The organism is Microbulbifer sp. A4B17, assembly GCF_003076275.1.
Classification (GTDB): domain Bacteria; phylum Pseudomonadota; class Gammaproteobacteria; order Pseudomonadales; family Cellvibrionaceae; genus Microbulbifer.
Map to the genome: position 1 here is coordinate 2,273,451 of NZ_CP029064.1, position 24,666 is coordinate 2,298,116.

General features: G+C 46.7%; 23 protein-coding genes and 1 riboswitch. Of the genes, 17 read left to right on the top strand and 6 right to left on the bottom strand.

Going from position 1 to position 24,666, the window contains the following annotated elements; all coding sequences use genetic code 11:
• Window positions 1–3: 3 nt before the first annotated feature.
• The 3 genes from BTJ40_RS10245 to BTJ40_RS10255 all read left to right on the top strand — a co-directional run bounded on the left by BTJ40_RS10245 (window position 4) and on the right by BTJ40_RS10255 (window position 5,323).
• Complete coding sequence (locus tag BTJ40_RS10245; RefSeq protein WP_108732999.1) at window positions 4–1,257, top strand: efflux RND transporter periplasmic adaptor subunit; 1,254 nt, start codon at window positions 4–6, stop codon at window positions 1,255–1,257.
• A 13-nt stretch (window positions 1,258–1,270) separates the two neighbouring features.
• A complete protein-coding gene (locus tag BTJ40_RS10250) occupies window positions 1,271–4,417 on the top strand; it encodes an efflux RND transporter permease subunit (RefSeq protein WP_108733000.1) in 3,147 nt (1,048 codons plus the stop codon).
• Window positions 4,418–4,822: 405 nt separating this feature from the next.
• On the top strand, window positions 4,823–5,323 hold the full coding sequence (locus tag BTJ40_RS10255; protein ID WP_108733001.1) for a hypothetical protein: 501 nt from the start codon (window positions 4,823–4,825) through the stop codon (window positions 5,321–5,323).
• Window positions 5,324–5,641: 318 nt separating this feature from the next.
• Here the strand turns inward: BTJ40_RS10255 and BTJ40_RS10265 are convergent, their stop codons facing one another.
• Together BTJ40_RS10265 and BTJ40_RS10270 are read right to left on the bottom strand one after the other, a co-directional pair.
• On the bottom strand, window positions 5,642–6,184 hold the full coding sequence (locus tag BTJ40_RS10265; RefSeq protein ID WP_108733003.1) for a hypothetical protein: 543 nt from the start codon (window positions 6,182–6,184) through the stop codon (window positions 5,642–5,644).
• A 13-nt stretch (window positions 6,185–6,197) separates the two neighbouring features.
• Complete coding sequence (locus BTJ40_RS10270) at window positions 6,198–8,480, bottom strand: S8 family serine peptidase (protein WP_108733004.1); 2,283 nt, start codon at window positions 8,478–8,480, stop codon at window positions 6,198–6,200.
• A 715-nt stretch (window positions 8,481–9,195) separates the two neighbouring features.
• Here BTJ40_RS10270 and BTJ40_RS22920 point away from each other — a divergent pair.
• The 4 genes from BTJ40_RS22920 to BTJ40_RS10285 all read left to right on the top strand — a co-directional run bounded on the left by BTJ40_RS22920 (window position 9,196) and on the right by BTJ40_RS10285 (window position 11,177).
• On the top strand, window positions 9,196–9,321 hold the full coding sequence (locus tag BTJ40_RS22920) for a DUF1428 family protein (protein ID WP_255422895.1): 126 nt from the start codon (window positions 9,196–9,198) through the stop codon (window positions 9,319–9,321).
• Between the two features lie 40 nt (window positions 9,322–9,361).
• On the top strand, window positions 9,362–9,445 hold the full coding sequence (locus tag BTJ40_RS22925; protein ID WP_255422909.1) for a DUF1428 family protein: 84 nt from the start codon (window positions 9,362–9,364) through the stop codon (window positions 9,443–9,445).
• A gap of 366 nt (window positions 9,446–9,811) precedes the next feature.
• Window positions 9,812–10,498, top strand: a complete 687-nt coding sequence (locus BTJ40_RS10280) for an RDD family protein (protein WP_108733005.1) — start codon at window positions 9,812–9,814, stop codon at window positions 10,496–10,498.
• Window positions 10,499–10,550: 52 nt separating this feature from the next.
• Window positions 10,551–11,177 carry a LysE family translocator gene (locus BTJ40_RS10285; RefSeq protein ID WP_108733006.1) on the top strand — a complete coding sequence of 209 codons (627 nt, stop codon included), beginning with the start codon at window positions 10,551–10,553 and terminating at the stop codon, window positions 11,175–11,177.
• A 299-nt stretch (window positions 11,178–11,476) separates the two neighbouring features.
• On the opposite strand, the gene BTJ40_RS23155 is transcribed toward BTJ40_RS10285, so the two are convergent.
• Together BTJ40_RS23155 and BTJ40_RS23160 are read right to left on the bottom strand one after the other, a co-directional pair.
• Window positions 11,477–11,677: a BlaI/MecI/CopY family transcriptional regulator gene (locus tag BTJ40_RS23155; RefSeq protein WP_108733007.1), complete on the bottom strand. Its 201-nt coding sequence runs from the start codon at window positions 11,675–11,677 to the stop codon at window positions 11,477–11,479.
• Window positions 11,655–11,834: a BlaI/MecI/CopY family transcriptional regulator gene (locus BTJ40_RS23160; protein WP_108733008.1), complete on the bottom strand. Its 180-nt coding sequence runs from the start codon at window positions 11,832–11,834 to the stop codon at window positions 11,655–11,657. The genes BTJ40_RS23155 and BTJ40_RS23160 overlap by 23 nt, the downstream gene beginning before the upstream one ends.
• 514 nt (window positions 11,835–12,348) lie before the next feature.
• Window positions 12,349–12,497, top strand: a riboswitch (cobalamin riboswitch).
• Between the two features lie 102 nt (window positions 12,498–12,599).
• On the opposite strand from BTJ40_RS23160, the gene BTJ40_RS10300 reads away from it, so the two are divergent.
• The 10 genes from BTJ40_RS10300 to BTJ40_RS10345 all read left to right on the top strand — a co-directional run bounded on the left by BTJ40_RS10300 (window position 12,600) and on the right by BTJ40_RS10345 (window position 22,641).
• Window positions 12,600–14,456 (top strand): TonB-dependent siderophore receptor, encoded by a 1,857-nt coding sequence (locus BTJ40_RS10300; protein WP_108733009.1) that lies wholly within the window; start codon window positions 12,600–12,602, stop codon window positions 14,454–14,456.
• 37 nt (window positions 14,457–14,493) lie between these two features.
• A complete protein-coding gene (gene cobO / locus BTJ40_RS10305) occupies window positions 14,494–15,108 on the top strand; it encodes a cob(I)yrinic acid a,c-diamide adenosyltransferase (RefSeq protein ID WP_108733010.1) in 615 nt (204 codons plus the stop codon).
• A 12-nt stretch (window positions 15,109–15,120) separates the two neighbouring features.
• Window positions 15,121–16,629: a cobyric acid synthase gene (locus BTJ40_RS10310; protein ID WP_108733011.1), complete on the top strand. Its 1,509-nt coding sequence runs from the start codon at window positions 15,121–15,123 to the stop codon at window positions 16,627–16,629.
• A complete protein-coding gene (locus BTJ40_RS10315; RefSeq protein WP_108733012.1) occupies window positions 16,626–17,648 on the top strand; it encodes an iron ABC transporter permease in 1,023 nt (340 codons plus the stop codon). The genes BTJ40_RS10310 and BTJ40_RS10315 overlap by 4 nt, the downstream gene beginning before the upstream one ends.
• Entirely contained in the window at window positions 17,648–18,430 is a 783-nt protein-coding gene (locus BTJ40_RS10320; protein ID WP_108733013.1) for a heme ABC transporter ATP-binding protein, read from the top strand. Before BTJ40_RS10315 ends, BTJ40_RS10320 begins: the two co-directional genes overlap by 1 nt.
• Window positions 18,423–18,971, top strand: a complete 549-nt coding sequence (cobU, locus tag BTJ40_RS10325; RefSeq protein ID WP_108733014.1) for a bifunctional adenosylcobinamide kinase/adenosylcobinamide-phosphate guanylyltransferase — start codon at window positions 18,423–18,425, stop codon at window positions 18,969–18,971. The genes BTJ40_RS10320 and cobU overlap by 8 nt, the downstream gene beginning before the upstream one ends.
• A 287-nt stretch (window positions 18,972–19,258) precedes the next feature.
• On the top strand, window positions 19,259–20,305 hold the full coding sequence (gene cobT, locus BTJ40_RS10330) for a nicotinate-nucleotide--dimethylbenzimidazole phosphoribosyltransferase (protein ID WP_238152189.1): 1,047 nt from the start codon (window positions 19,259–19,261) through the stop codon (window positions 20,303–20,305).
• Window positions 20,295–20,900: a histidine phosphatase family protein gene (locus BTJ40_RS10335; RefSeq protein ID WP_157953995.1), complete on the top strand. Its 606-nt coding sequence runs from the start codon at window positions 20,295–20,297 to the stop codon at window positions 20,898–20,900. The genes cobT and BTJ40_RS10335 overlap by 11 nt, the downstream gene beginning before the upstream one ends.
• On the top strand, window positions 20,884–21,717 hold the full coding sequence (gene cobS / locus BTJ40_RS10340; protein WP_108733016.1) for an adenosylcobinamide-GDP ribazoletransferase: 834 nt from the start codon (window positions 20,884–20,886) through the stop codon (window positions 21,715–21,717). The genes BTJ40_RS10335 and cobS overlap by 17 nt, the downstream gene beginning before the upstream one ends.
• Window positions 21,718–21,747: 30 nt before the next feature.
• The gene (locus BTJ40_RS10345; protein WP_108733017.1) at window positions 21,748–22,641 is read left to right on the top strand and encodes a cobalamin-binding protein; all 894 of its coding nucleotides are present in this window, start codon (window positions 21,748–21,750) and stop codon (window positions 22,639–22,641) included.
• A 95-nt stretch (window positions 22,642–22,736) separates the two neighbouring features.
• Here the strand turns inward: BTJ40_RS10345 and BTJ40_RS10350 are convergent, their stop codons facing one another.
• Window positions 22,737–22,982, bottom strand: a complete 246-nt coding sequence (locus tag BTJ40_RS10350) for a bacteriophage holin (RefSeq protein WP_108733018.1) — start codon at window positions 22,980–22,982, stop codon at window positions 22,737–22,739.
• Between the two features lie 553 nt (window positions 22,983–23,535).
• Complete coding sequence (locus BTJ40_RS10355; protein WP_108733019.1) at window positions 23,536–24,420, bottom strand: ketopantoate reductase family protein; 885 nt, start codon at window positions 24,418–24,420, stop codon at window positions 23,536–23,538.
• Window positions 24,421–24,666 lie beyond the last annotated feature (246 nt).

A 24,666-nucleotide genomic window follows, 5' to 3' on the forward strand; every position in this document is an offset into this window, starting at 1 on the left:
GATATGAGTAAATTAACCAGTGCGATTCGGCTGGCGATACTGTCCCTTTTGATGCTTCTTTCAGGACTTTGGCTGGCATCGCAAAGCTATGCCAGTGGTGGTCATGGTGATAGCCATGGAGGACACGATGAGCACGAAGAAGAAAAAGGCCCTAATGGTGGTCGATTGTTGGAAGAGGGCAAGCTCACCGTCGAGCTACTTGTTTTTGAAAGCGGTGTTCAGCCGGAACTCCGTGCCTGGATTACCCGTGACGGTAAAGCCCTGAAAAATGCCAGCCTCTTCGTGGCGCTGGGAAGGCTCGGTGGGAAAGTGGATCAAATCGCTTTTTCCTGGGACCAAAAAGCGGGGTACTACCGCGGAGAAGGTGTGATAAGAGAGCCACACTCCTTCGATGTTTCGGTTTCTGTTGTATTAAACGGTGAGCGTTCCGAGTGGAAATATGAATCCCATGAAGGTCGAGTAAATATCTCTGAGCAAATGGCAGAGAAGGCTGGTATTAAAACGGCTGTGGCTGGCCCCGGCACTATTAAAGAAAGTGTAACTCTTTACGGCAAAACAGCGATTGATCATCGCAGCCTGAGCCATGTGCGGGCGCGCTATCCGGGCACCGTAACCTCTATAGAGAAAGCGCTGGGTGACCAGGTAGAAAAAGGGGAAAAACTCGCAACTATCGAATCCAATGACAGCCTGCAGACCTATCCGTTAGTTGCCCCCATTAGTGGTCAGATTATCGATAAACAGGCCAGTCGTGGCGAGTTCAGTGGGGAGCGGGTGTTATTTACCATTGCCAACTATAACCAGTTGTGGGCGGAGTTACAGGTATTTCCCACTCGTCGCGGCCAGATCAACCGTGGCCAGAAAGTATCGATTACCGCCGGGAAGCGCAGCTTTGACTCAACTATTGCCAGTTTGGCCCCCGGTGGCAACGGCCAGCCTTTTGCGATTGCCAGAGCCGTAATTGATAACCCCAACGACCTTTGGACAACCGATTTAATGGTTCAGGGCCAAGTGGTAACCAGTGAAAGTCCAGTGCCACTCGTAGTGGAGAACCGTGCATTACAGCCATTTCGCAACTGGACGGTAGTATTTATCAAAGTGGGACAAGCCTACGAAATTCGCCCTGTGGAGTTGGGCCGCAGTGATGGTTTTGTCACCGAAGTACTGGGTGGCTTGGAGGTGGGAGATCGCTATGTCACCGAGAACAGCTACTTAATCAAAGCGGATATCGAGAAATCCGGTGCTGCACACAATCACTAATTGAGGCCAGAAGATGATTGAAAACATCCTGCGCTTCTCAATTGAGCGGCGCTACTTCGTATTGTCCCTGATTTTTGTTTTGGTGGGGCTGGGGGTTTGGAGTTATCAGAAACTCCCTATTGATGCAGTCCCCGATATCACTAATGTCCAGGTACAGATTAACACCGAGGCCCCCGGCTATTCGCCATTGGAGGCAGAGCAGCGGATAACCTATCCGGTGGAAGCCGCTCTCGCCGGTCTTCCCAACCTGGAATATACCCGTTCGATTTCCCGTTATGGGCTTTCCCAGGTCACTGTGGTTTTTAAGGAGGGCGCAGATCTCTATTTTGCCCGTAATTTAATCAATAGCCGCCTCGGTGCGATTAAAAACAACCTGCCCCCGGAGCTGGAACCTGAAATGGGCCCCATTGCTACGGGCCTGGGTGAGATTTTTATGTACACTGTGGAGGCATTGCCGGGTGCCACCCAGCCCAATGGCCAGCCCTACGATGCCACGGCGCTGCGAGAAATCCAGGATTGGATTATAAAACCGCAGTTGTCCCTGGTGCCCGGCGTTACGGAATTAAATACCATAGGTGGTTATAACAAACAGTATCACGTAACTCCCGATCCCCGGCAGATGCTAAATTTTGGCGTATCCATGGAAGCTATTGCCGAAGGTTTGCGCCGCAACAACGAAAGCCGTGGTGCGGGCTATCTGGAAAATAACGGTCGCCAATTACTGGTACGTTCACCGGGCCAGCTGCAAAACATCGCTGAAATCGAAGATGTGGTAATTACCAGTCGTGCAGGGGTTCCGGTAAAAATTTCCGATGTAGCCGAAGTAGCTATTGGCAAAGAGTTACGTACCGGAGCTGCCACCCGGGATGGCGAAGAAACTGTATTAGGTACTGCAATGATGCTGGTGGGAGAAAACTCCCGCGAAGTAGCTCGCAATGTAGCGGAAGCTCTGGAGCGAGTAAAATCCACCGTACCTGAGGGAATCAAGGTGGAAGCGGTTTACGATCGTACCACCCTGGTAGACAAAGCCATCGCTACAGTGCAGAAAAACCTTATTGAAGGCGCGCTACTGGTAATCGTAGTGTTGTTTCTGTTACTTGGTAATATTCGAGCCGCCTTTATCACCGCGGCGGTGATACCGCTGTCCATGCTCGCCACTATTTTCGGCATGGTACAAACCGGTGTTTCCGCCAACCTTATGAGTCTCGGTGCACTCGATTTTGGCCTGATTGTCGATGGTGCCGTTATTATCGTGGAAAATGCGATTCGAAGGCTCGCTGAGGCTCAACAGCGCAAGGGCGGCAAGCTGCCTCTGCAAGAGAGGCTGGAGCTGGTATTCCAGGCCACCAATGAAGTGATTCGTCCCAGCCTGTTTGGAGTGCTGATCATTACAGTAGTGTATATCCCTCTCTTCTCACTGACCGGTGTGGAGGGAAAGATGTTCCATCCCATGGCTGCCACAGTCGTTATGGCTCTGCTGGCGGCACTGGTACTTTCCCTTACTGTAGTGCCAGCTGCGGTCGCTGTTTTCCTTACTGGTAAAATCAGTGAAAAAGAAAACAAGGTGATCGTTGCCACCAAATCCCTGTACAAGCCTCTCTTGATTGCAGCAATGAAAGTGCGCTGGTGGGTGCTTTCCGGTGCCCTGGCTTTAGTCCTGTTCTGTAGCTGGCTTGCCACCACACTGGGCTCTGAATTTATTCCCCAGCTCAACGAGGGCGATATCGCACTGCACGCCTTGCGTATTCCCGGAACTGGCTTGGAGCAGTCGGTTGAAATGCAGCGCCTGCTGGAGCAGCGTATTAAGCAGTTTCCCCAGGTGGACAAGGTATTTGCAAAGATTGGCACCCCGGAGGTGGCTACAGACCCAATGCCTCCCAATGTGGCTGATAACTTTGTGATCCTTAAGCCCAGAGATCAATGGCCTGACCCCAAAATGCCCCAGGAGCAATTGGTGGCAGAGATTGAAGAGGCTGTTCGACAGTTGCCAGGTAACAACTACGAATTTACCCAGCCAATTCAGATGCGTTTTAATGAACTGATTTCTGGAGTGCGTGCGGACCTGGGTATCAAGGTATTTGGTGATGACCTGGATCAGCTGGTCGCTTCTTCCAATGAAATCCTGGGCGTGTTGAATGGAATTGAAGGTGTGGCCGATGCCCGGGTAGAGCAGGTGGAAGGCTTGCCAGTTCTCTCTGTAGTACCCAAACGTATCGCGCTTGCCCGCTACGGAATTGACCTGAAAACCCTGCAAGATTTGGTATCGACCGCAATTGGGGGAGAAGATGCCGGGCTGATTTATGAGGGCGACCGCCGCTTCCAGTTGGTAGTACGATTGCCGGAGGGACTGCGCCGGGATTATGAAAATCTTGGTGACTTACCCGTACCCTTGTCCGCAGGCAGTCCATTGGGTAGCTATGTGCCATTATCCGAAGTAGCCAACCTGAAAATGACCCCAGCCCCCAACCAGATCAGCCGTGAAAATGGCAAGCGCCGTGTAGTGGTTACCGCTAATGTACGCGATCGCGATTTGGGATCTTTTGTGGAAGAGGCAAGGGCCCGTATTGAGCAGCAGGTCTCTCTACCTGCGGGCTATTGGTTGAAATATGGTGGTACCTTTGAACAGTTGGAATCCGCCAGCACCCGCCTATCCATTGTTGTTCCATTGACCTTATTAGTAATCCTAGGCCTTTTAGTAATGGCCTTTGGCTCATTGAAGGATGCCCTGATTATTTTTACTGGCGTTCCCCTGGCGCTGACTGGCGGGGTCCTGGCTCTCTGGCTGCGCGGAATGCCTTTGTCAATTTCTGCGGGAGTGGGATTTATCGCTCTTTCCGGCGTAGCGGTGCTAAACGGATTGGTGATGCTGTCATTTATTCGCCAGCTGCGTCAGCAGGGCGGTGAACTACTGACTTCCATAATCGACGGTGCCATGATCCGATTGCGCCCGGTACTCATGACTGCATTGGTTGCCAGTCTTGGCTTTGTGCCTATGGCGTTGAATGTAGGTACTGGAGCTGAGGTGCAAAGACCTCTGGCTACGGTAGTGATTGGGGGGATTATTTCCTCTACTCTACTGACCTTATTTGTACTGCCGTTGCTTTATCGGATTGTGCATGGGAGGGAAAGCGTTGTGAAAGAAAGCCTAAGCCTGGCTTGATTGTTCCTGTTTTTGCCTGCCTCAACTCAATACTCTGTTGAGGTAGGCGACGCTTTTACTGGCTTGGAGTTCATTGGGCATTATCAAAGGTAGTGTGGATAGATTGATAAATAACTAGGTTGATCTTATTGTTGATCAAAATATGGAGTGTGTTTGCGTTTTTGGAGCAAAGAGCTTCTGTAAGGACTAAGCAGGGATTGCAGAATGGTCCTTATATAGCAGTTGCGGCAGGCTGAAATCAACTTGCTATTGGGCGTCTAAACCCTCAAGTGATTAATAATACGAACTAATCAAAGATGGTGAAGGAAGAGCTTTTAAAGAGCAGCAATAAATATGTGATAGATTATAGGTTAAAGAGCTGAGTACTATTGCACCATTTTCTCAATTTAAAATCCAGGTCAGGCAATGACGACACCAATCATAATTCTCTCGCTGCTGTGCAGCCCATTACTTGTTGCCTTTTTGTTCTCTAAAGTAACCAAGGCACCTTTACATGTTGGGAGTTGCGCTTTTTGGGGGCTTGGTCTGGCATTTATATTTTTTTCCATAGGCCATTTTGTCAAAACGGAAGGGATGATCCAGATGCTACCCTCTTGGGCCCCATACCGAGGGGGTATAATTTATCTCACCGGCATGTTGGAGTTGCTTGTGGGAATATTACTTTTCTTGCCAAAGTGGCAAAAAAATGCAGCTAAAGTTGCTATTGTAATTCTCATTGCTTTCTTCCCTGCAAATATTTACTCAGCTTTAAATAGTGTTGGTTTGGGCGGGCACCAGTGGGGTGCTATTTATTTACTTATTCGTGCGCCACTGCAAATTATCTTGGTTGTGTGGGCATATTTTTTATGCGTTAAGAGCCATGACAAAGTCTTGAATCCAATAGGGCATAAGGTTGAGCCGATCTGAGTGTTTAAAGGTTGAGAGCTTGGTTTAACTGGTGGTCTGCGAAGTTACGCTTGGTCTTAAACGAGTGATGATAAGGATGATTGGTAGTCTTGATAGGCCATCGGTGCTCTTTATGAAAGGATGATAATTTGAAGGCGCTCTTGTTCTTTTGGACTATTTCTGGTTCTGTGTGGAGTGTTTCGTTTAACAGAAATATCTGGTTATCAAAGTCTCTAGAGTTTAACCTGGAAATCGTAATACACTTTAGTAAAAAGGCACCACCTGAAAGGTGATGCCTTTTCATCACAGTTAAAACTTTCTATTTATAGTCAGTTTTAATTATTGTGCTTCATGTATAGTCTCTGTAACTTCTACTCGACTTTCAATAGCCAAGCCAGACTGCTTAATTGCATTGAAGGCCTCCAGCAAGTCATTGCCTTCTTTAATCTTAAGGATGGCAATGTCAGTACCAGGAAATACTGACAATACTTCCATTCCGGCAACTGAAGCTACATCTGATGCATTAACATTTTTATTTAATAAAATTGTTATATTACCAGTTAATGTTGTCAGTTCGTCGGTCATTGTATTTCGAACCACTGTGCCTTTACCAACAACATCTGTTGCTGAATCGTCAGCGATATTCACTATGGCCATTTCACCCTTTGTTGAAACAACACGTTCTGGAGCAGCTATCGATGAGGGGACGCTTGACAGTGATCTTTCGATTTTAAAGATACCAAAGTCAGCAGTGCTAGCTCTTAGCTTTGTGACTTTTAATTCTTTATTTTCTGTGCTTAACTCTTTATCAATAGTGCTGGCTTGTACTACGCCAGACAGACATACTGCAACAGTTAAGATCATTGATTTATTAAGTTTCATTATATTGTCCTTCTTATTGAGCAGCACGTCCGAACGTCCTCAGTGAAACACCTTCAAGAACACTCTCTACTGGGTTATTCATAAGGCCTGTAGCCTCCCAGTAGTTATCTGTGTTTGAGAAATCGATATTTGTTTCACCGGTATCTAGTGCTCTGATAGTCCAGGTTCCTTTAGCGTTTTCCCCATAAAAGGCATTAGAAAGAAGTACAGCACCATCTAAGATATAGCCATAGCTATATCCAGTTTCAAAGCTGTAAGAGGCATCTAGTAACGCCTGTTTAGAAGAAAGTAAAACACTTCTAGTGCCTGAAGGAGAAACTACTTCAAGAGCCAAATCGTTACCAGCTGAGGTCAATAGGCTATCATTTAAAATAGCGCCCATATGGTCATTGCGAACAACAAATTCAAATTGCATAGCTTCGATAATAACATCTTCGGTTACTTCGATTTGCTGGCTAATACCCGTTGCACTATTGTCTGGAATAGTCGCCTCTAATGCTGAGTCACCAATGGTCGAGCCTGCGCCTTGCCAATCAGTGACAATTTGCTCGCCAAGGTTCTCTGAGTAACTTAAAGCCATAGCAACAGCTGCACCTGCATCAACGCGACCAAAGCCATACAGATTATTGAAGTAGTAACCAGCTGCGTTTTCAACCCAGCCATCATGAGCAACAAAAGTCCCATCGCCAATTGTAAGTTCAACTTTTTCGTCTTCTGCATCAATTACAGTGCTTGTTGAAGCTAGGATGTGTCGGACATCACGCCAAGTCAGCTCTGGGTTTGCAGATAAGATCAGAGACACAACACCTGATGCGTTAGGCGCAGCAGAAGATGTTCCATTGAAGGTTGAGGTGTAGTTGCAGCTTGTATTCTCTGGGTGACCCGGGTAGTTGAATGGGAATTGGCTGGCTGCAAAGTCCTCACCATAGTACTCACTCCAAGCACTTATTGTCCCGCCATTAAACCCAGAATAACCATTAATACATGTCATTTGATCCGTGGTGACCATGGCAGGAGCGTAGCGACCATACTCTCCTGCAGGAGCTGACACCATCATGCTTGCCCCGGCTGTTGAGTAACTCGTATGCTTCCCGTTAGCGTTTACTGCTGCAATATTTAGGTAATAGGGGTGGCCGTGACTAGGCTGGAATGCAGAGTTGTAACAAGTTAGGCCCAGCTCATTGGCCCCGTTATCAGCACATAATGAGCCCTCACCACGGCCGTCTTCGAAAGAGTTACCACTTGACTTCATGTTCAAAGCGCCTTTGCCGCTTCGAAGAGTAAGATTGGGGTAAGACTCAATGGCTTCATCTAAAGCAGAGTAAGCAATTGAAGCTGGGTAGGTAATACCGTAGCTGCGATTAAATGCTGAAATTTCCTCATCTGTAGAAATGCCACTACCAGGAAACCCGTGTACTAGTAGATCAGTTTGCTCTATTTTATCACTGCCTAAGTAGTTCATGCCGATAAGCCCTGTATCTGGGGCCACACCACGGCTACCTATATTGTTCCAGCCTTTAGCTGCGATGAGACCGGCAACACTAGTACCATGATCTCCACTATTGGATAGGCTTGTCGGGTCTGTTCTGTCAGCTGCTGATTCATCTAAGTTGAGTGAGCGATTTGCAAGTACATTATCTATCAGATCTTCATGGCGAATTTCTAAGCCTGTATCCACAACAACAGCTGTTACGCCCGCACCAGTCACACCTTGAGAATATGCTGTTAAAACATTCATATCTTCGCCGGCAACTAGCTCTTCTGCTTCAGCTTCTTCAAATCTGTCATCAGCTTCTGCAGCTGTATAAATCTCTAAATCTATAAGGCCTTGCTTCATTTCATCGCTGAGGGCGTAAGCTTTTTGGCCAGTATTTCGCAAGTGCCACTGTTGGTAAGCTAAAGGGTCGTTTGCGACATTTGTTATCTCAATTGTCGCAGAGGCAGAAGCACCATTTGCAGTTACTGTATAATCAATTGAAGCATCTTCCCCTGAGAATGAAGTATATTCAAATTGATTGCCATCTAATGTCATTTGACCATGACTGAATGTATAGACGCCCTCAATTGACTCGATAGACTCATCATTCTCATAAAAACTATAGTCTAAAGAATCCCCATCTTGATCGTATCCTTGCAGATTTCCAGATGCGGAAATCCACTGTTTTGCCCCTTTAATAGTTACATCTTTAGCGGTTGGCGGAACATCCTCAGACGATTTGTTATCGTTCACACAGCCTGACAATGTTAGTAAAAAAGCCGCTTGAATTGCAGAAAGTTTAAACATCTTTTTGTTCATTAAAAAATACCCTTTATCCCCATTATTTGTAATTTTCGGGTGTGGAAATTATAAACCATTTAAAAGTTGTTTAGCCAACAAAAGTTGATCTCTTGTTTTTTTAGGTTCAGGGTTAGCCCGCCTAAACCCTGGTACCACTTGAGTGGCTTTCAGGTGTAAGCCCATAAAGTAGTGCTTTTAAAGGGGCTGTTTAATTAAATGGTGCTAGAATTATAGTGTTTTTTTATGGGGTTTTAGTGTTTCAAAGCTTAACTTAGCCCTATCATTTGGGTGGATTCGAAACTGAGCTGTTTGTGAAAAATTAAACTTATTTATTAATTTGTCAGTTTTAAACTGGCTCCCCAAAAAATAATTCGAAAATTGACTGTCCTTTTGAGTCTAATTTTGTGTCAAAAGCAATCATTGTGAATGTATGAAATTTGAGCGGGTTACTTTTGGCGAGAATATATTTTTTTAAACCCAAACCAATGTAGAGCCTTGAAGTGACTTTCTTGACTTAACTTAGTGGGCGGCAAGTAAAATTTGGAAAATGGCGGAAAGAAAGAATATATCTTTTTATTTTTCATGCTATATGTAGTTTGTGCAGAATTAAATAATGGAATGTTGGCATTCCAGGCCAAAATATAGGGCCTTGATTTTATCAATTGAAGACTGGCGCTAACTAAACTTAAGGCTAAGTACTTTATCTAAAGCTGGTTATCAGGAGACATTTGTAATGTCTTATGCAGCTGGATTTGTAGCGGCAGTGCCTACAGCAAATAAAGAAGAATATATTGAGCATGCAAAAATTGCTGCTGAAGCGTTCAAAGAGCAAGGTGCGTTAAAAATTGTAGAAACCTGAGGGGATAATGTACCGGATGGTGAAATAACCATCATTTCCGATGGCTGTAAAATGTGCGGAGAATGAAACTGTAGTGTTCTCCTGGATTGTCTGGCCATCCAAGCAACTCCGAGACACTGGGTAGCGGGCGATTATGGATGACCCAAGGGTGAATTCAGAGCTAAACCCTATGCCATTTGATGGTAAAAGATTGATCTATGGTGGCTTTAATATAATTTTGGATGAGTGAAATATAATCCGGGGCTTTGGTAACTAGTTCGCACTGATAGTTGCGGATAGAGAAACTTGCTTAACGTTTGTAGTAACCGAAGGTATGAGGGTAGATCCAGCAAATAACTATGGCTCCGTAACTTGAGCAGAACTGAATAGTACAGTGCAGTAGTATTAACTGGCATAAAAGTAAATGTAGGATACTTCTTTACCAGATTGCCTTTCGAAAGAATAAGAAAGGTGGTATACAGGGATGCTTTGAATAGAAACCTCTTTAAATATGTATCCTAAGCTTTCTAGAAGATTTAGAGCGTTGATGATCGATTCTTTAGTGCTAGTTGCTGTTGTTGCCTTCTCGATAGCTATTGGTACTAGTGTTGACTTTACGAATGGCGTATATCAATCGGTTTTAGTTCTGGTGCCAATTTTTCTCTTTGAGCCTGTATTAGTCTCTGTGACTGGTGGGAATATTGGACATCATCTTATGGGTATTCGTATCCGTAAAAGTGGAAGCGATAACAAAATTAATATCGTTCAGGCAGTAATTAGAACATTTCTTAAGCTGTTGCTAGGCGTTCCTTCATTAATAGCTATCCTGACATCAAAGAAGCATCAAGCCGTACATGATCTCCTTTCCATGTCGCTAGTAGTTGTAAAGGACCCGGCTTCATTGCCGAGTTATGAAGTGCTTGATGAGCGCACTGAATTGCAAGGTTATCAATACCCTGGAAAGATACGGAGATTGATGGTAACGGTTACGTATCTAATTCTATCCCTTCTTGCCATATCGATGATTACTATCTTTTTGGTGTCAGATTTATGTGCCTATAGACAGGTTTGCAGTAATACCGAAGATACTATCCAGATTTTTTTGGGGCTTGCTTTTTGGGTTTTGGTTTTTGTGCTTCCTTGGGTCGGGTGGTCTGGTCGTTTATATGGGGCGCGAAAAGTAAGATTGGAAGGTTGAGGATTCTCCGATTAACTTCCTGCAGCAGAAATAGTTAAAAGAGGTGTATCTAATGTCATTTGAAAGCTGGTTGGCTTTTTGCTCTATTGCCCTATTGGCAACTGTTACTCCTGGACCAGCAGTACTATTGGTCTCTATCAATACACTGTCTGCGGGTGTTAGAGGGGGTGTGTTCACGGCATTGGGAAATATATGTGGGTTGTTTGTAATGTCCGGACTCTCAGTTATTGGGTTGAGTGCACTTGTGCTTAATTCGTCAGTAGCATTTACAGTGGTAAAGGTTATCGGGGCCGCCTACCTGGTTTATACGGGGTTTAAACTTTGGAGAAATGGAATAGGGAAGATGAATTCTACCGAAGTATCTTGTAATGCCAGTCGGGGGATGATGAGCTTGTATGTACAGGGAGTCTCAATTGCTTTAACTAACCCTAAAGCTATCATTTTTACAACCGCACTTTTCCCTCAGTTTATTTCATTGTCAAGTCCACTGTTGCCTCAATTTTCATTGCTGGTTTTTAGTTTTATGGTGATATCTTTTAGCTGTTTATTCTGTTATGCGTTGCTAGCGCAGGGTACTAAAGCAAAGTCAAAGGGTTTAGCTTCGAGCCGTGTTACTAGCCGGATACTTGGGTCAACCTTTGTCGGTGCTGGCTGTATTTTGGCTGGCACATCAAAATAGGAAAAGATGTGTGAAGGCGGGTTGGATACCAGGCGCCGTAACATTTGGATTGGGGAATATCTTTTTTGAAATTTTATCAACTGAACAGGCTTGTTACTCTATTAGTGCAATGTCGACTTCAGATTTTTGCTACATAAAGCACCTAGTCAGAGGAATCATCGGGAGTAGGAATACTATTTGTGCCCCCAATCACGCCGGACCAATCCTTTATCAGTAGAACCAAACCGATGGGTAAAGTGATTTCAACTGATGTTCGATATAACTACTCAATCATTTTTCTTATTCAGCTTGTTTGAAATTTATTCAATCTCTTTTAGCCCTTGAGCTGATGTCTTCTTATAATGGGCGAAGTGTGTAAGCAGAGGAGCCATTTTGTCATTGAAAAAACGTAACAAGAGTCCCTTAGTTTCCTCCTCAACAACATCATCTCTCGAAATAGCGTGTGAGTAAAAATAGCGTTTGCCGTTTTTGCATCTCTTAAGCGTCCTCTTGGTTACCAGCCATGCTCAGCATGGTTTTTATAGTATTTGGATGCCAGTCAGAAGTTTCTTGTACTCGTTCAATAATCTGCTCCACTGCAAGAGGGCGATCTTTCCACAGCACCTCGAGGATTATTTGCTCTGAAGCTGAAATAACTATGTTGATGGTCGTAGGGATTAGTAGTGTAGCTTTAGGTAGTCAAGTAAAAACTTGGTTTAGGGTGACACCTGTACTTTGTGCTTTTAGGGTAGGGGATAAATTAATCTTTATTAAATTTGATATGTTCTGTTCCACCTGGGGTAGGTTGGCGTGATTTTTAATTATCGGTAATGATTTTTGCAGGGGGGCTTACAGGTGCGAGTTTGGCTACTGAAAAATGGCTATTTAATAATCATACTTGAAAGTATTTGCTTAGTTTACAGATAAGACTTGTGATCACGATGCCTAATTATCTTGCCTGGCAAGGTAAAGCTTGTTTTTTGCCGGTATCCTTCTTCTCCAAGGAAAAATAGTTATTGAATGCTGCCTCAAAAAACTCGCTGATGGTTACTTAACCCGAATTAGTTATTGTATCTAAAATAGAAGGAACTTCTCTCCGAGAATGGCTTCAGAGCCAGGTGTCTAATGACTTATGACGCGATATAGGAGTCTTTTTTGGCTTCTGTTGACTTTCCGGTACCTTTCCACTAGTTTCGCGACCACGATTAGAGGTGCCTTCTGCCCTGAATTGGCTGAGAAGGTTAAACGGGAAGTCCGGAAATCCGGCGCTGCCCCCGCAACGGTGATCCACCTGTATTCTGAGTGGTAAGCCCGATACCGGCCTCTTTTCTAAACACGATGGAGCGGAGGGCTACCATCTTGCAATACGATCTTTCGCGCTTCGGCGTGCCGCATTGCTATTCCTCCCTCGATCCCATGTGCTTTTGTCTTAGGGGTTGAAACTTGAAAAAATCTATATTGAGCCTGGCTGTTTTGTCAGCCGTGAGCGCGCCGTCTTTTGGTGAATCCACTGTTAGCGAATCTTCAATTCCAGACCTGGAAACTGTGGTTGTTGTGAGCTCCCGTCAGGGTGAGCCGCTGCGCCAGGTAGCTACTTCAGTAACTGTATTGGATGAAGAGCAGCTAAAAGAGCGGGGATTGGTGTCCCTTGCTGATGTTTTGCGCAGTGTGCCTTCCGTGTCTGTTACCAATACAGGGGGTATGGGCAAGACAACCTCCTTAAGGGTACGTGGAGAGTCCGGTTTCAGAACCTTGGTCCAAATAGACGGTATCGACATTTCTGACCCAACCGGTACCCAGGCGGGGGCTCATATTGAACATATTATGAGCAGCAACTTGCAGCGCGTGGAATTATTACGCGGTCCACAAGGTATGCTCTACGGAGCCGATGCCGGTGGTGTACTGGATATCTCGACTCGTCGCGAGGGTGAAGGGCAGCGCTTTGAGGTGTCAGCTGAGGGCGGTAGCTTCGATACTGAACGCTACAATGCCAGCGCTAGCGGAGCCAATGAAACACTGGATTATTTTGTTTCTGCAGCGGCGGCAGAAACCGATGGTTTTAATACCAGTAGTTATGACACCGAATTGAGAGATGACGACGGTTACGATAATGAAACCTTGCATGGCCGTGTAGGTTGGAATATTTCTGAGCAGTGGCGACTTGAGGCTGTGGCGCGGGATACCGATGCTTCAGGTGAGTATGATCGCTGCGGCTGGCCCTCTCAGGATGATTGTAACTTTGAATTCAGCCAGGAAAGTGCTCGTGTCAGCTTGGCTCATAAAGGCGAAGATGGCCAGCAGGAGTTGGCCTATACACGTTCTGATTTGAAGCGCACCTATATAAGTGAGGGTGTGACTTCCTATGAAGCGGAAGGTGATATCGAAAAGTTGAACTTCACCGGTTCTTACGGGTTTAGTCGTGAACATGCGATGGTCTACGGGGTAGAGCATCGTGAAGATACTGCGGGAGACCTGGACCGGGATCAGTGGGCAGTTTATTCCGAATATCAGGGAAGCTATGCCGATCAGGCTTATATCACCCTTGGCCTTCGTCATGACAATAACTCCGATTTTGGCAGCTACAACAGCTTCCGAGCTAGCTCAGCCTATCTGTTTGAGGGTGTTGCCAACGGTACGGTAAAGATAAAAAGTAGTTATGGTACCGGCTTCCGCGCCCCAAGCCTGTATGAAATCAATTACAATGCTACGGCATTTGATTGGTTAACTTTTACTCCATTAGAGTTGCCGTCTCTTAAGCCGGAAGAGAGCCGGGGCCTGGATCTTGGTGTTGAATACTTTGGTGAAAACTCTCTCTACCTGGAGTTCGTACTGTTTAAACAGATCATTGAGAATGAAATCGGATTCGATATGATCGGCTACACAGGTTACCTGCAGAGCAGTGGAGAAAGTGAGTCCCAAGGCGCAGAGTTTGTTGTCGAAGCACAATTGACTGACAGTCTATTGCTTTCTGCCAACTACACCTACACCGATGCTGAAGAAGCCGATGATTCTCCCCGAGCCCGCAGTCCCAAGCACTTGGCCAATCTCGGCTTCACTTATAAGCCTACCAGTGACTTGAGCCTTGTTATGAACCTGCGTTCCAGTGCGGATGTGGTAGATAGCGATGGCTCTTCGCTGGATGATTATCAAGTGCTGGATGCCAGTGTCCGTTATCAGCTGAACAACGCCACGACGGTATTTGTTCGCGGTGAAAACCTTACCGACGAAGATTATGTTGAAGTCACTGGCTATAACACCGCGGGCCTCGCCGGTTATGCTGGTGTGGAATTCAGCTTCTAAAACACTTTTTTTTATAGGTTCTTGAACTGAGGTGGCCATGTCGGGAGACGAGCAAAAACGAAATGCCAAGCACAAGCAGGCAATGCAAAAACACAAGGAGAAGGTTGATGCCAACATTGCAGCAGCCGATATCCAGCGTGGAGTCGCTGTCCTGCTCACCGGAAATGGCAAAGGGAAGTCGAGCTCAGCTTTCGGCATGGTGATACGCGCACTGGGTTACGGGCAGAAAGTGGGCGTAGTGCAATTTATTAAAGGCGCACAGCAATCTGGGGAAGAGCTTTTCCTTAAAAACCATTGCCCGGAAGTTACTCTCTATCAAATGGGTACCGGCTTTACCTGGAATACTCAGGATCGCACCAGCGATATTGCTGCTGCAGAGAGAACCTGGACAGTGGCAGAAAAAATGCTCACCGATACCACCTATGATTTAGTGGTTTTGGATGAGCTCACTTATATGCTCGCTTACAAATACCTGGATGAGTCCAAAGTATTGGAGACTCTAGCCCAGCGGCCACAGGAACAGAGTTTGGTGGTGACTGGTCGAGGTGGTGGTAGTGCGTTACAGGAGCTAGTGGATACTGTATCTGAAGTGAAAGATGTTAAACATGCTTTTAAAGCGGGCATCAAAGCCCGTAAAGGCGTAGATTACTAGGTTGTTTTCACTATGTCCGTGTTGATGGTTCAGGGCACGACTTCCGATGCCGGCAAGAGTACTCTGGTGGCCGGGCTCGCTCGTTACTTTTCCCTGCGCGGAGTCAGTGTCGCACCTTTTAAACCGCAAAACATGGCACTCAATAGTGCCGTAACGGTGGATGGTGGTGAGATAGGGCGGGCACAAGCGCTGCAAGCCCTGGCCTGTGGGGTCGACCCCCACAGCGATATGAACCCGGTGTTACTTAAGCCCGCTTCAGATACCGGAGCTCAGGTTATTATCCAGGGTAAAGTGCTGGGGAATATGCAGGCGCTGGATTACCACCACTACAAAGCTACCGCGCAAAATGCAGTGCTGGACTCCTTCGCGCGGCTCGATGATCAATATGAGCTGGTGTTAGTTGAAGGGGCTGGCAGCCCGGCAGAAATTAACCTGCGGGAAAACGATATTGCCAATATGGGCTTTGCCGAGGCCGTTGATTGCCCGGTTATACTGATTGCCGATATCGACCGCGGAGGTGTGTTCGCCCACTTGGTAGGCACCCTCGAATTGCTGTCTTCCTCAGAACGAGAGCGTGTCGTCGGTTTTGTGATCAACCGCTTTCGTGGCGATCTGCAATTACTTCAGCCGGGGCTCGATTGGTTAGAGGAATATACCGGCAAACCAGTTCTCGGAGTCTTACCCTATCTCCATGACCTCTACCTTGACGCAGAGGATGCCATTAGTACCCAACAGAGCGGTGCTGATGCTCGATTGAAAGTGGTAGTGCCGTTATTGCCGCGCATAAGCAATCATACAGATTTTGATGCGCTGAGGTTGCATCCGGATATCGATCTGCAGTTTGTCAGTGTTCGTGAACCAGTCCCTCAGTGCGACTGGATTATTCTTCCCGGCAGTAAAAATGTGCGGGCAGACTTGGCTTACTTAAAAGAAAACGATTGGCCTGCACAGTTGGATCGGCATCTGCGCTATGGCGGCAAACTCGTGGGTATTTGCGGTGGTTTGCAAATGCTGGGGAGCGAGGTACAGGACCCCGATGGGGTAGAGGATACCCCGGGTAACGAACCGGGCTTGGGTTATCTGGATTTCACAACTCGCTTGCAACCAGTCAAAGCACTGAAAAATATTACCGGCTTTTTAGCTTTGGAAAATGAAGTAAAAGAAGCTGCTCCTGTTCAGGGCTATGAAATCCACTGTGGTATAACAGAAGGTGTAGCTCTGCAAACTCCAGCGGTATATATCTGTGATAAAGATGGAAATTCCAGGCCTGATGGTGCAATAAGTGCTGATGGACAGGTATTCGCGACCTACGTGCATGGGCTGTTCGATTCACCCGAAGCGCTGAGCGCACTTTTTGCCTGGGGTGGGTTGAAAGACTCTACGCCGCTGGATGTGGGTGAACAGCGGCAGCAACAATTGGACAGGCTGGCTGAGACTATTGCCGAGAATATCCAGGGAAACTGGCTCGAGCAATTTGAGGGAACCAGGGAGACGGCAGCGTTGCAAGAGGATTCCCAGTGACTGTTGCCCGTATAAAAGCATTAAATATTGCCTGGTGGTTACTGCCTGCAGTACTTGCCCTTAGTTTTTCTGCTGCCGTTGCTATAGGTGCAGTGTATCTCTCACCCTCACAACTATTTGCTGCGATCAGTGGCCAGGGCGATGGTGGACTCGCTGGGGATATTGTTCAGGTAATACGATTACCGAGAGCCATGTTGGCGGCTGGAGTGGGTGCTGTGCTCGCCATCTGCGGGGCAATGTTACAAGGCTTATTTCGAAACCCTCTAGCTGACCCATCCCTGATTGGTGTTACCGCAGGGGCTTCTCTCGGTGCTTGTTTGGCCATTCTGCTAGGAGCGGAGGTCGCCGCTGCGTTTGGAAGTTTGCCCGTTGTATCCATAGCTGCTTTTTTTAGCGGCCTTTTAGCGGTGACACTGGTCTACAAAGTGGCGAAAAGTATTAATGGCACTTCCGTGGCCACCATGTTGCTAATGGGGATTGCCGTTACCGCTTTTTCCGCAAGTCTGATCGGGCTAATGGAGTACTTTGCTGATAATGACACCCTGCGCCGTATGAGCCTGTGGCTTATGGGAGGGCTGGATGCAGCGAGCTATCCTCGCGCTTTTCTGGTTTTGGCCGTGCTGGGCGCTTTGCTTGCCAGTATGTCCCGCTTCGGGACCTCACTAAATGTTCTTTTATTGGGAGAATCCCAGGCGCGACATCTCGGTATTGATGTGGAGCGGGTAAAAACCCGTTTGATAGTGCTCGTCGCGGCTGGAGTGGGCACTTCGGTTGCAGTAGCCGGCAGTATTGCTTTTGTGGGGCTGGTAGTGCCCCATATAGTGCGTTTGTGGGTGGGACCTGATCACCGGCAGCTGCTGCCGCTTTCTGCCCTGGCTGGAGCCAGTTTATTGCTAGTTTCGGATACCCTGGCGCGAACCATTATTGCCCCGGTGGAGATCCCGGTAGGGCTGATCACCGCACTAATTGGAGTGCCTTTCTTTGTTTCCTTGTTGCGCAAAAGCAGGGGGGCAATTTAATGGCTCTGCTACAGGTGGAGGGAGTTGCGGTTAGTGTCGATAATCGGCCGCTATTGCAAGATATCAACCTAGAGGTAGATGTCGGCGAGCTGGTTTGTGTGATTGGCTCCAATGGCGCTGGTAAGTCGACTCTGCTGCGTGCCCTTTGCGGTGAAGTCAGGATGGATTCCGGGCAGGTCCACTTTAAAGGCAGCCCTTTTGCAAAGTTGTCCGCCCGCAATCGAGCCAGGCAAGTTGCCGTCCTGCCGCAAAATAACCCACTGACATTTGCCTTTACTGGGCTGGAATTGGTCGCCCTCAGTCGAACTCCGCATTCCACCGGCACCGACCGGGACCGAGAAATCTGCCTGGAAGCCATGGCAGCGCTGGATGTTAGTCATTTGTCTGAGCGCCTGTACCCAACATTATCTGGCGGCGAGCAGCAGCGCTTGCAATTGGCTCGGGTGATGGCCCAGATCTGGCGGGCAGAGGATGGGGGAGAGCGCCTCCTCTTATTAGATGAGCCCGCTGCCAGCCTGGATATTGCACACCAATATGGAATGATGAGAGCGGTAAGAGACTTCGCGCGAAGTGGCGTAGCTGTGGTAATGACGGTCCATGATCTGGCCCATGCCAGCGGCTATAGCGACAGGATTCTCGCCTTAAAGCAGGGGCGCAGTATGGCCTACGGAAATCCGGAGGATGTATTGACTGCGGAGAATATGCAGCAGCTTTACGGCTACAGTGTCACGGTGATGCCACACCCGGTAACCGGTAAATCCCTGGTGATTGCCGATGTCTAGTTCCATTGGTGTGCATCTGGTACTAGGAGGCGCACGCAGTGGAAAAAGCCGGCTCGCGCAACAGCGCGCGGAGCAGTGGCTAAACAGCAGTAGCGATGGTGGACTTACCTACCTGGCAACGGCTACTGCGGGCGATCAAGAAATGTCTACCCGTATTGCTCGACATCGGGAAGACCGGGATCATCGCTGGCAGACCCTGGAAGAGCCTATTGCACTGGCAGAGGCTCTGGTTACAGCTCCTGAGTCCCACTGTGTACTGGTGGACTGCCTCACTTTGTGGTTGAGCAACTGTCTTCATCAGGGCGTTTGGGAGCGTGAGCAAGGGGCGCTTCTGCAATATATCGATCAGAGGCGTACTAGCGCTAACGGTAATACCCCACCTTGGATTTTTGTCAGTAATGAAGTCGGTTCGGGTATTGTGCCCCTTGGGCAGTTATCGCGAGAATTTGTGGATGCGGCAGGCTGGCTTCATCAGGCATTAGCTGAGCGAGCTGATAGCGTCACCTTGGCAATTGCTGGTTTGCCGCTCACTGTAAAGTAAAGGAGCCTCTGAATAACTCCGTAATGCCTCTGCGAGTCTTGAAGGCTGCAGATGTTAGGCGCAGCTCGCCGCGAATGGCCGTAGCCCTTTGCAAGAGCTGCAACGCAGCAGGTGCGGCCTTCAAGACCCGCCCTTCGGGGCTTGCAGAGCGATTCACACTCCGCGTTGCGACTTCTTGAAAGGTCTAGACATTCCTTTGAAGCCGCGCCTTGATTGTGAACCGCTCTGCAAGCCAGAGGTATCACGGAGTTATTCATAGGCTCCTAAAGAATCACCTGAGACTGATAATGATGACAGATGAACTCAGTTGGCTCGATAAGCCTGCACCAACCCCGGACCAGAGTGCTCGCAATGCCGCGATTGCCCGCCAGAAGCAATTGATTAAGCCGCAAGGCGCACTCGGTCGGCTCGAGAGCATTGCCGTAGATTTCGCCGGATTCCAGGGGAGGGAGCAACCCCAACTGAATAATTTGTCGGTGCGCGTATTCGGTGCTGATCACGGTATTGCAGCCCAGGGAACTTCCCGATTTCCTCAGGCAGTCACTTCTGTAATGCTGAAACTATTTTGCGAGGGTGGGGCGGCTATCAATGTATTGAGCCGCGAGCAGAATGCTGACTTTGCCGCGATTAACCTGGGCTGTGTGGTCCCCGCTGAACACCCTGACCTGATTGATGAAGTTATAGCTCCCTCTACTGCGGATTTCTCCCAAGGTAATCCCGCTATGACCCAAGCGCAGCTGGCTCTTGCTCTTGATGCCGGTCGCCGCCAGTCTACCGATGCAGATTGTTTTATTGGCGGAGATATGGGTATTGGCAATACCACTTCCGCCGCTGCAATGTTTGCTGCCCTTTTTGAGCTAGAGGTTGGCAACATTACAGGCCGAGGAACAGGTATCGACGATGCAGTGCTCGCCCGCAAGGTGGAACTGATCGAATTTGCCTTGGAGCAGCATCGGGCAGCGCTGGGCTCGCCACTTGCTATTTTGCAAACTTTTGGTGGCTTTGAGATTGCAGCCTTAACAGGAGCGTTTGTCGCAAGTGCCCAGCGAGGGGTCCCTGTATTGGTCGATGGTTTTATGGCAACTGCTGCGGCAGCTATTGCCGGTGCTATTAATCCTTCAGTGAAGCCCTGGTTGCTCTACGCCCACCTCTCTGATGAGTCTGGTCACAAACTAGCCCTCGAGTGTATGGGGGTGAAGCCATTGCTGAGCTTCAATATGCGCCTGGGCGAAGGCACAGGTGCAGTGTTGGCCATCAGTATTATCAAGCAAGCGCTGAACCTGCATAACAAAATGTTCACTTTCAGTGAGGCAGGAGTGCCAGTTGCGGATTGATCTTTTACGACACGGTGCCTGCGAAGGTGGAAATATTTTTCGCGGCCAGATCGATGTGCCCCTAACCAGTGAGGGTAGGGAGCAGATGTTTCGAGGGCTTGCCGAACTCGATGGCTCCTGGGACCGGATTGTTACTTCACCCTTACAACGCTGCCAACGCTTTGCTGCTCAGCTTGCCCAAGAGAAAAAGCTGCCGATAACTGAAATTCCTGATATTCGGGAAATTGGTTTTGGGGACTGGGAGGGACAGTCAGTCGATAAAATCTGGACTGAGCAACGAGCACTGTGTGAAGCCTGGGGGCGTGACCCGGAAAAGCATGCACCTCCGGGAGGTGAGCCCTTTCCCGTATTTCGATCCAGAGTTCTTCAAGCTATTGATAATCTAGCCCAGCAATATTCGGGAGAGTCCCTGCTACTGGTTACTCACGGTGGCGTTATCAAGTTGTTGCTCGCGTATGCGAATAACTGGCTCCCAGTGAAAATGATTTCATTGCAAGTTAACTACGGGTTTGCCGCATCGCTAAGATACGACTCGGACAATAAGACCTTTACCGTTTCCTACCCAGAGCAGTCAGCTTATGTTTATTGCCCGTAAGTTGTACAACCTATCCCAAGCATTTCTGTATGCGCTGGTATTTCTTACCCGGCTGCCGGTGGCGGGCTTGCTGCGGGAGGTGGACAAGGAAACGGTGAAGCGGTCGATATATTTTTACCCCCTGGTTGGAGTGGTGATTGGTGTACTGTTATCTGGGGCCGCCTACCTTCTGGCTCCTTTAGGTATTCAGTTACAAGCCGCAATACTATTGGGTTTCTGGGTGGTCCTGACAGGTGCACTTCATCTCGATGGCCTTGCTGACTGTACTGATGCCTATTTTGCTGGACATAAGTGTGCCGATCCTGAAGAACAACGTCAGCATATTTTGAGGGTAATGCACGATCCCCACTGCGGCTCTATTGCTGTAGCGGCTGTTGTTGTTTTCCTACTGATAAAGTTCGCTGCAATTGCAGCCCTGCTAGAGCTAATAAACCCGGTAACAAAAGATGCTTGGGTCTATCTGCCGTTGGTGCTCTCACCTATGCTAGCCAGGGCTGCGGCCCTGGCTTTAATGGGAATTTCACAATACGCACGTGTTGAAGGCCATGTACCGCCCTCTGGCTCCGAACGCCGATGGGACCTATTGCCGGTAGTTGCAATCGTAGTTGCTATTGGATGTTTAGCGGCGCCAATACCCATTGCTATAGGCATCGTCTGTAGTTTGATTGCCCTGGTTTTATTCTGGCGTCGCCTGTGGGATAAGGCTATTGGTGGTTATACCGGCGATTGTTTGGGCGGTTTGGTTGAGATAAGTGAGTTGTCGATATTGATATTATGGGTGGCAGTGGTTGCCAATGTGAATTACGGAGTTGTTTAGAAGCTCCTTAGTTATAGTTGAGTTGAAGAGATGTCTCGAAGCAGTATTGTCCGTATTGTTTTAGCCTTGAATTTGTTATTGGTGAGTAATACTTGGGCGGATGATTCCGTGCGGGTAAAAGATGCCCGTGGCCAATGGGTTGAACTGCCTGCACCAGCAGAGCGTATTGTTGCGCTAGCGCCAAATATCGTGGAGAACTTTTACAGTGCTGGGGCGGGGGATAAGCTAATTGCTGCAGTAAGCTACAGTGATTACCCCGAGCAAGCCAAGCAATTACCGGAGATAGGTAACTATAAAGCGGTAAATTATGAAAGTTTACTATTGCTAAATCCCGATTTGATTGTTGCCTGGGGATCGGGAAATGGCGACCAGATGATCAATAAACTGGAGGATCTCGGTTTTACAGTTTTCGTATCTGAATCTCACACTCTCGAAGATATCGCTGCAAATGTACAGCGCTTCGGTAAACTTGCTGGCACAAGTGACTATGCGGATAAATCTGCTGGAGAATGGCGTGAGCGGCTGACTCAACTCCAAGTCAACCATAAGAACCAGGATTCTGTAAGTGTTTTTTATCAGGTTTGGAATGAGCCACTGCAAACACTTAACGGCGATCACCTGATTAGCGATGTTATTGAAACCTGTGGTGGCCGCAATATATTTGCTGATGCGTTGGTATTAGCACCCAAGATTAGTATTGAATCTGTACTTAACAGGGACCCGAAGGTAATTATCGCCAGTGGAATGGGGGAAGAGCGACCAGACTGGTTGGATACCTGGGACGCTTACCCAAGGATTAATGCAGTTAAAGAGGGAAACCTGTTTCATGTACCACCGGATATCATTCAGCGACATACTTTTCGGGTACTGGATGGTATGGAGATGGTTTGTGATAATCTTAAAGAGGTACGTAATAAAGATTAATTTTACTCGATCTATATGAGAGGGTAACCATTTTTGAAACAAACAAATGTCACGAAGTTATCAGGCGTGCGAAATAATTTATTATTTCATTATTTTTACTTCGCCACTTTGTTATAAACCCAGCCAATAATAATTCCTGCAATATAGCCATCTACAAAACCCCATACTGCACCGATGACAGCGCCAATAAAAGTTGGGGCGTAGCCAATGTAAAATGAGGAGAGCACTTCAACCAGTACGGTTCCCCACCCAAACATGGCAGTGATCCCACAAAAAAAGGTGTAAAATGCCCAAAGTACACCTATCGCAACACCTAACGCATTGGGGGCACATCGATTCATTAGACTTTCCTATGAAAACCTAGGTGAGTTGGTTAACTATAGCTGAATTATTGGAAACTAAGTGGTTCTAAACTTACTTCTTCATAATTCTGGGCTTTATCTGTTAGCAATAGTGCGATTTCTGAAATATCTAAATGACGGTGATTATTTTTTTAGTGAGAACTTGATGAAATATACAGCCATTAGGCCGATGTTAATCTGAGCGATAGGTAATGACTCCTCTGTTCTTGTGAGCAAATAAAAAATTCGGTTGAGAGGTTTTGCAGTGGGCGTTTATGTCGGTCAGGAAAAATGACTCGATGGTTCTTGTAGGGTTAGGGTATTTTTATATTTCTTATATCATAAGTTTTATCTTTCGGAGCAGAGCGCATCAATTCGCTATAAGTAAGTCAATCTGAATACCTGCGGCAGTATTTTATGCTCAAGCTAATAGCTTATTCAGGCCTGGTAGCTGCCTTTCTGGAGCTTTTGGGCAAAGACTATAGTTTTTAGTGAGTCGTTAGTTAGGGTTAAACGTGTATTGACGTAGAGGTATGTTTGGGAAATTCTATTACTAATATAGGGCTGGGTATTTTTCCCTGAACTCTTTTATCGCCTCAGAATTATAAGGCGTGGCGATATTCATTTCTTGGCCTAGTCGAACTATATGACCATTTAAAAAAGAAATTTCTGTTATTTTGTTAGCTTTAACGTCCTGATAAGTGGATGGGTAATGATTCATGTCTTTTACTCTTTGATAGATATTATTCCAGAGATATTCTTTGTTTTGATTAAATTCAACTTTCCTGGATAATATGTCGTAAGCTTCAAAGTAAGTGTTTCTTATTCTTTCGGTGATTCTTTTATCCTTAAATAATTCCCTATAACTTTTTAAGTAAATGGCTGAGAATATATTTGATGAGCAGTTGAATATGGCTTTGATTGCCCTTTGTTGTGTGATTTTTTGAGTTTTTGTTTGTTCAATTCCGGCATTTTCAAAAATGGAGCATATTCTTTGTCCGTGCTTACCTTCTTCTATAAAGAAACCTTTCCCTCTAATGTAGGTTAGCCGGTTTCCATTTAAGTTAAAACCGTCATTGACAATTGCGCTGATCATATTTTTTTCGTATGACTTGTTATAGTCAGATATGTCAAAAAAACAATTCTGCAGCAAAACTATAATTTTTACCTTGATATTGCTTTTGGTTAAGAGGTTCAGGTTTTTTTTCAGGTCATAAATCTTTGAGGTTAGCAGTACAACGTCATAATTTGTATTGTTATTTATCTGTCTGGAAGTTGAAGGAAAAAGATATTTTTTATCATTTATGTATAGTTGATTGCCAATTCTCTCCGCTTTTCGACCAATAACATCTACATGATAACCTGTGCTATAAAGTTTTGCAGCTAAATATGATCCAATAGAGCCTGCCCCCAGAATCAAAATTTTTTCTTCTTTCATGATTATTTTTCTCTTTTATCTAATTGGGTTCATAACTTAATAGGTGTCTTATCTGCAGGTGCTTTGGCTATCAAAATGAATACAGTAAGTGTAGCGTGTTCTTTGAATTAATTTTAGAGCAGCTTCTTTTTTTAGGCATGAAATTCATTATGTCCTATCTATATCTAGCTTGTAAATTTTTGCTTGTGAAAGTTAAATTATCTATACCTGCTTGAGTTTAACTATGGAAATGCGTATATATGCCCT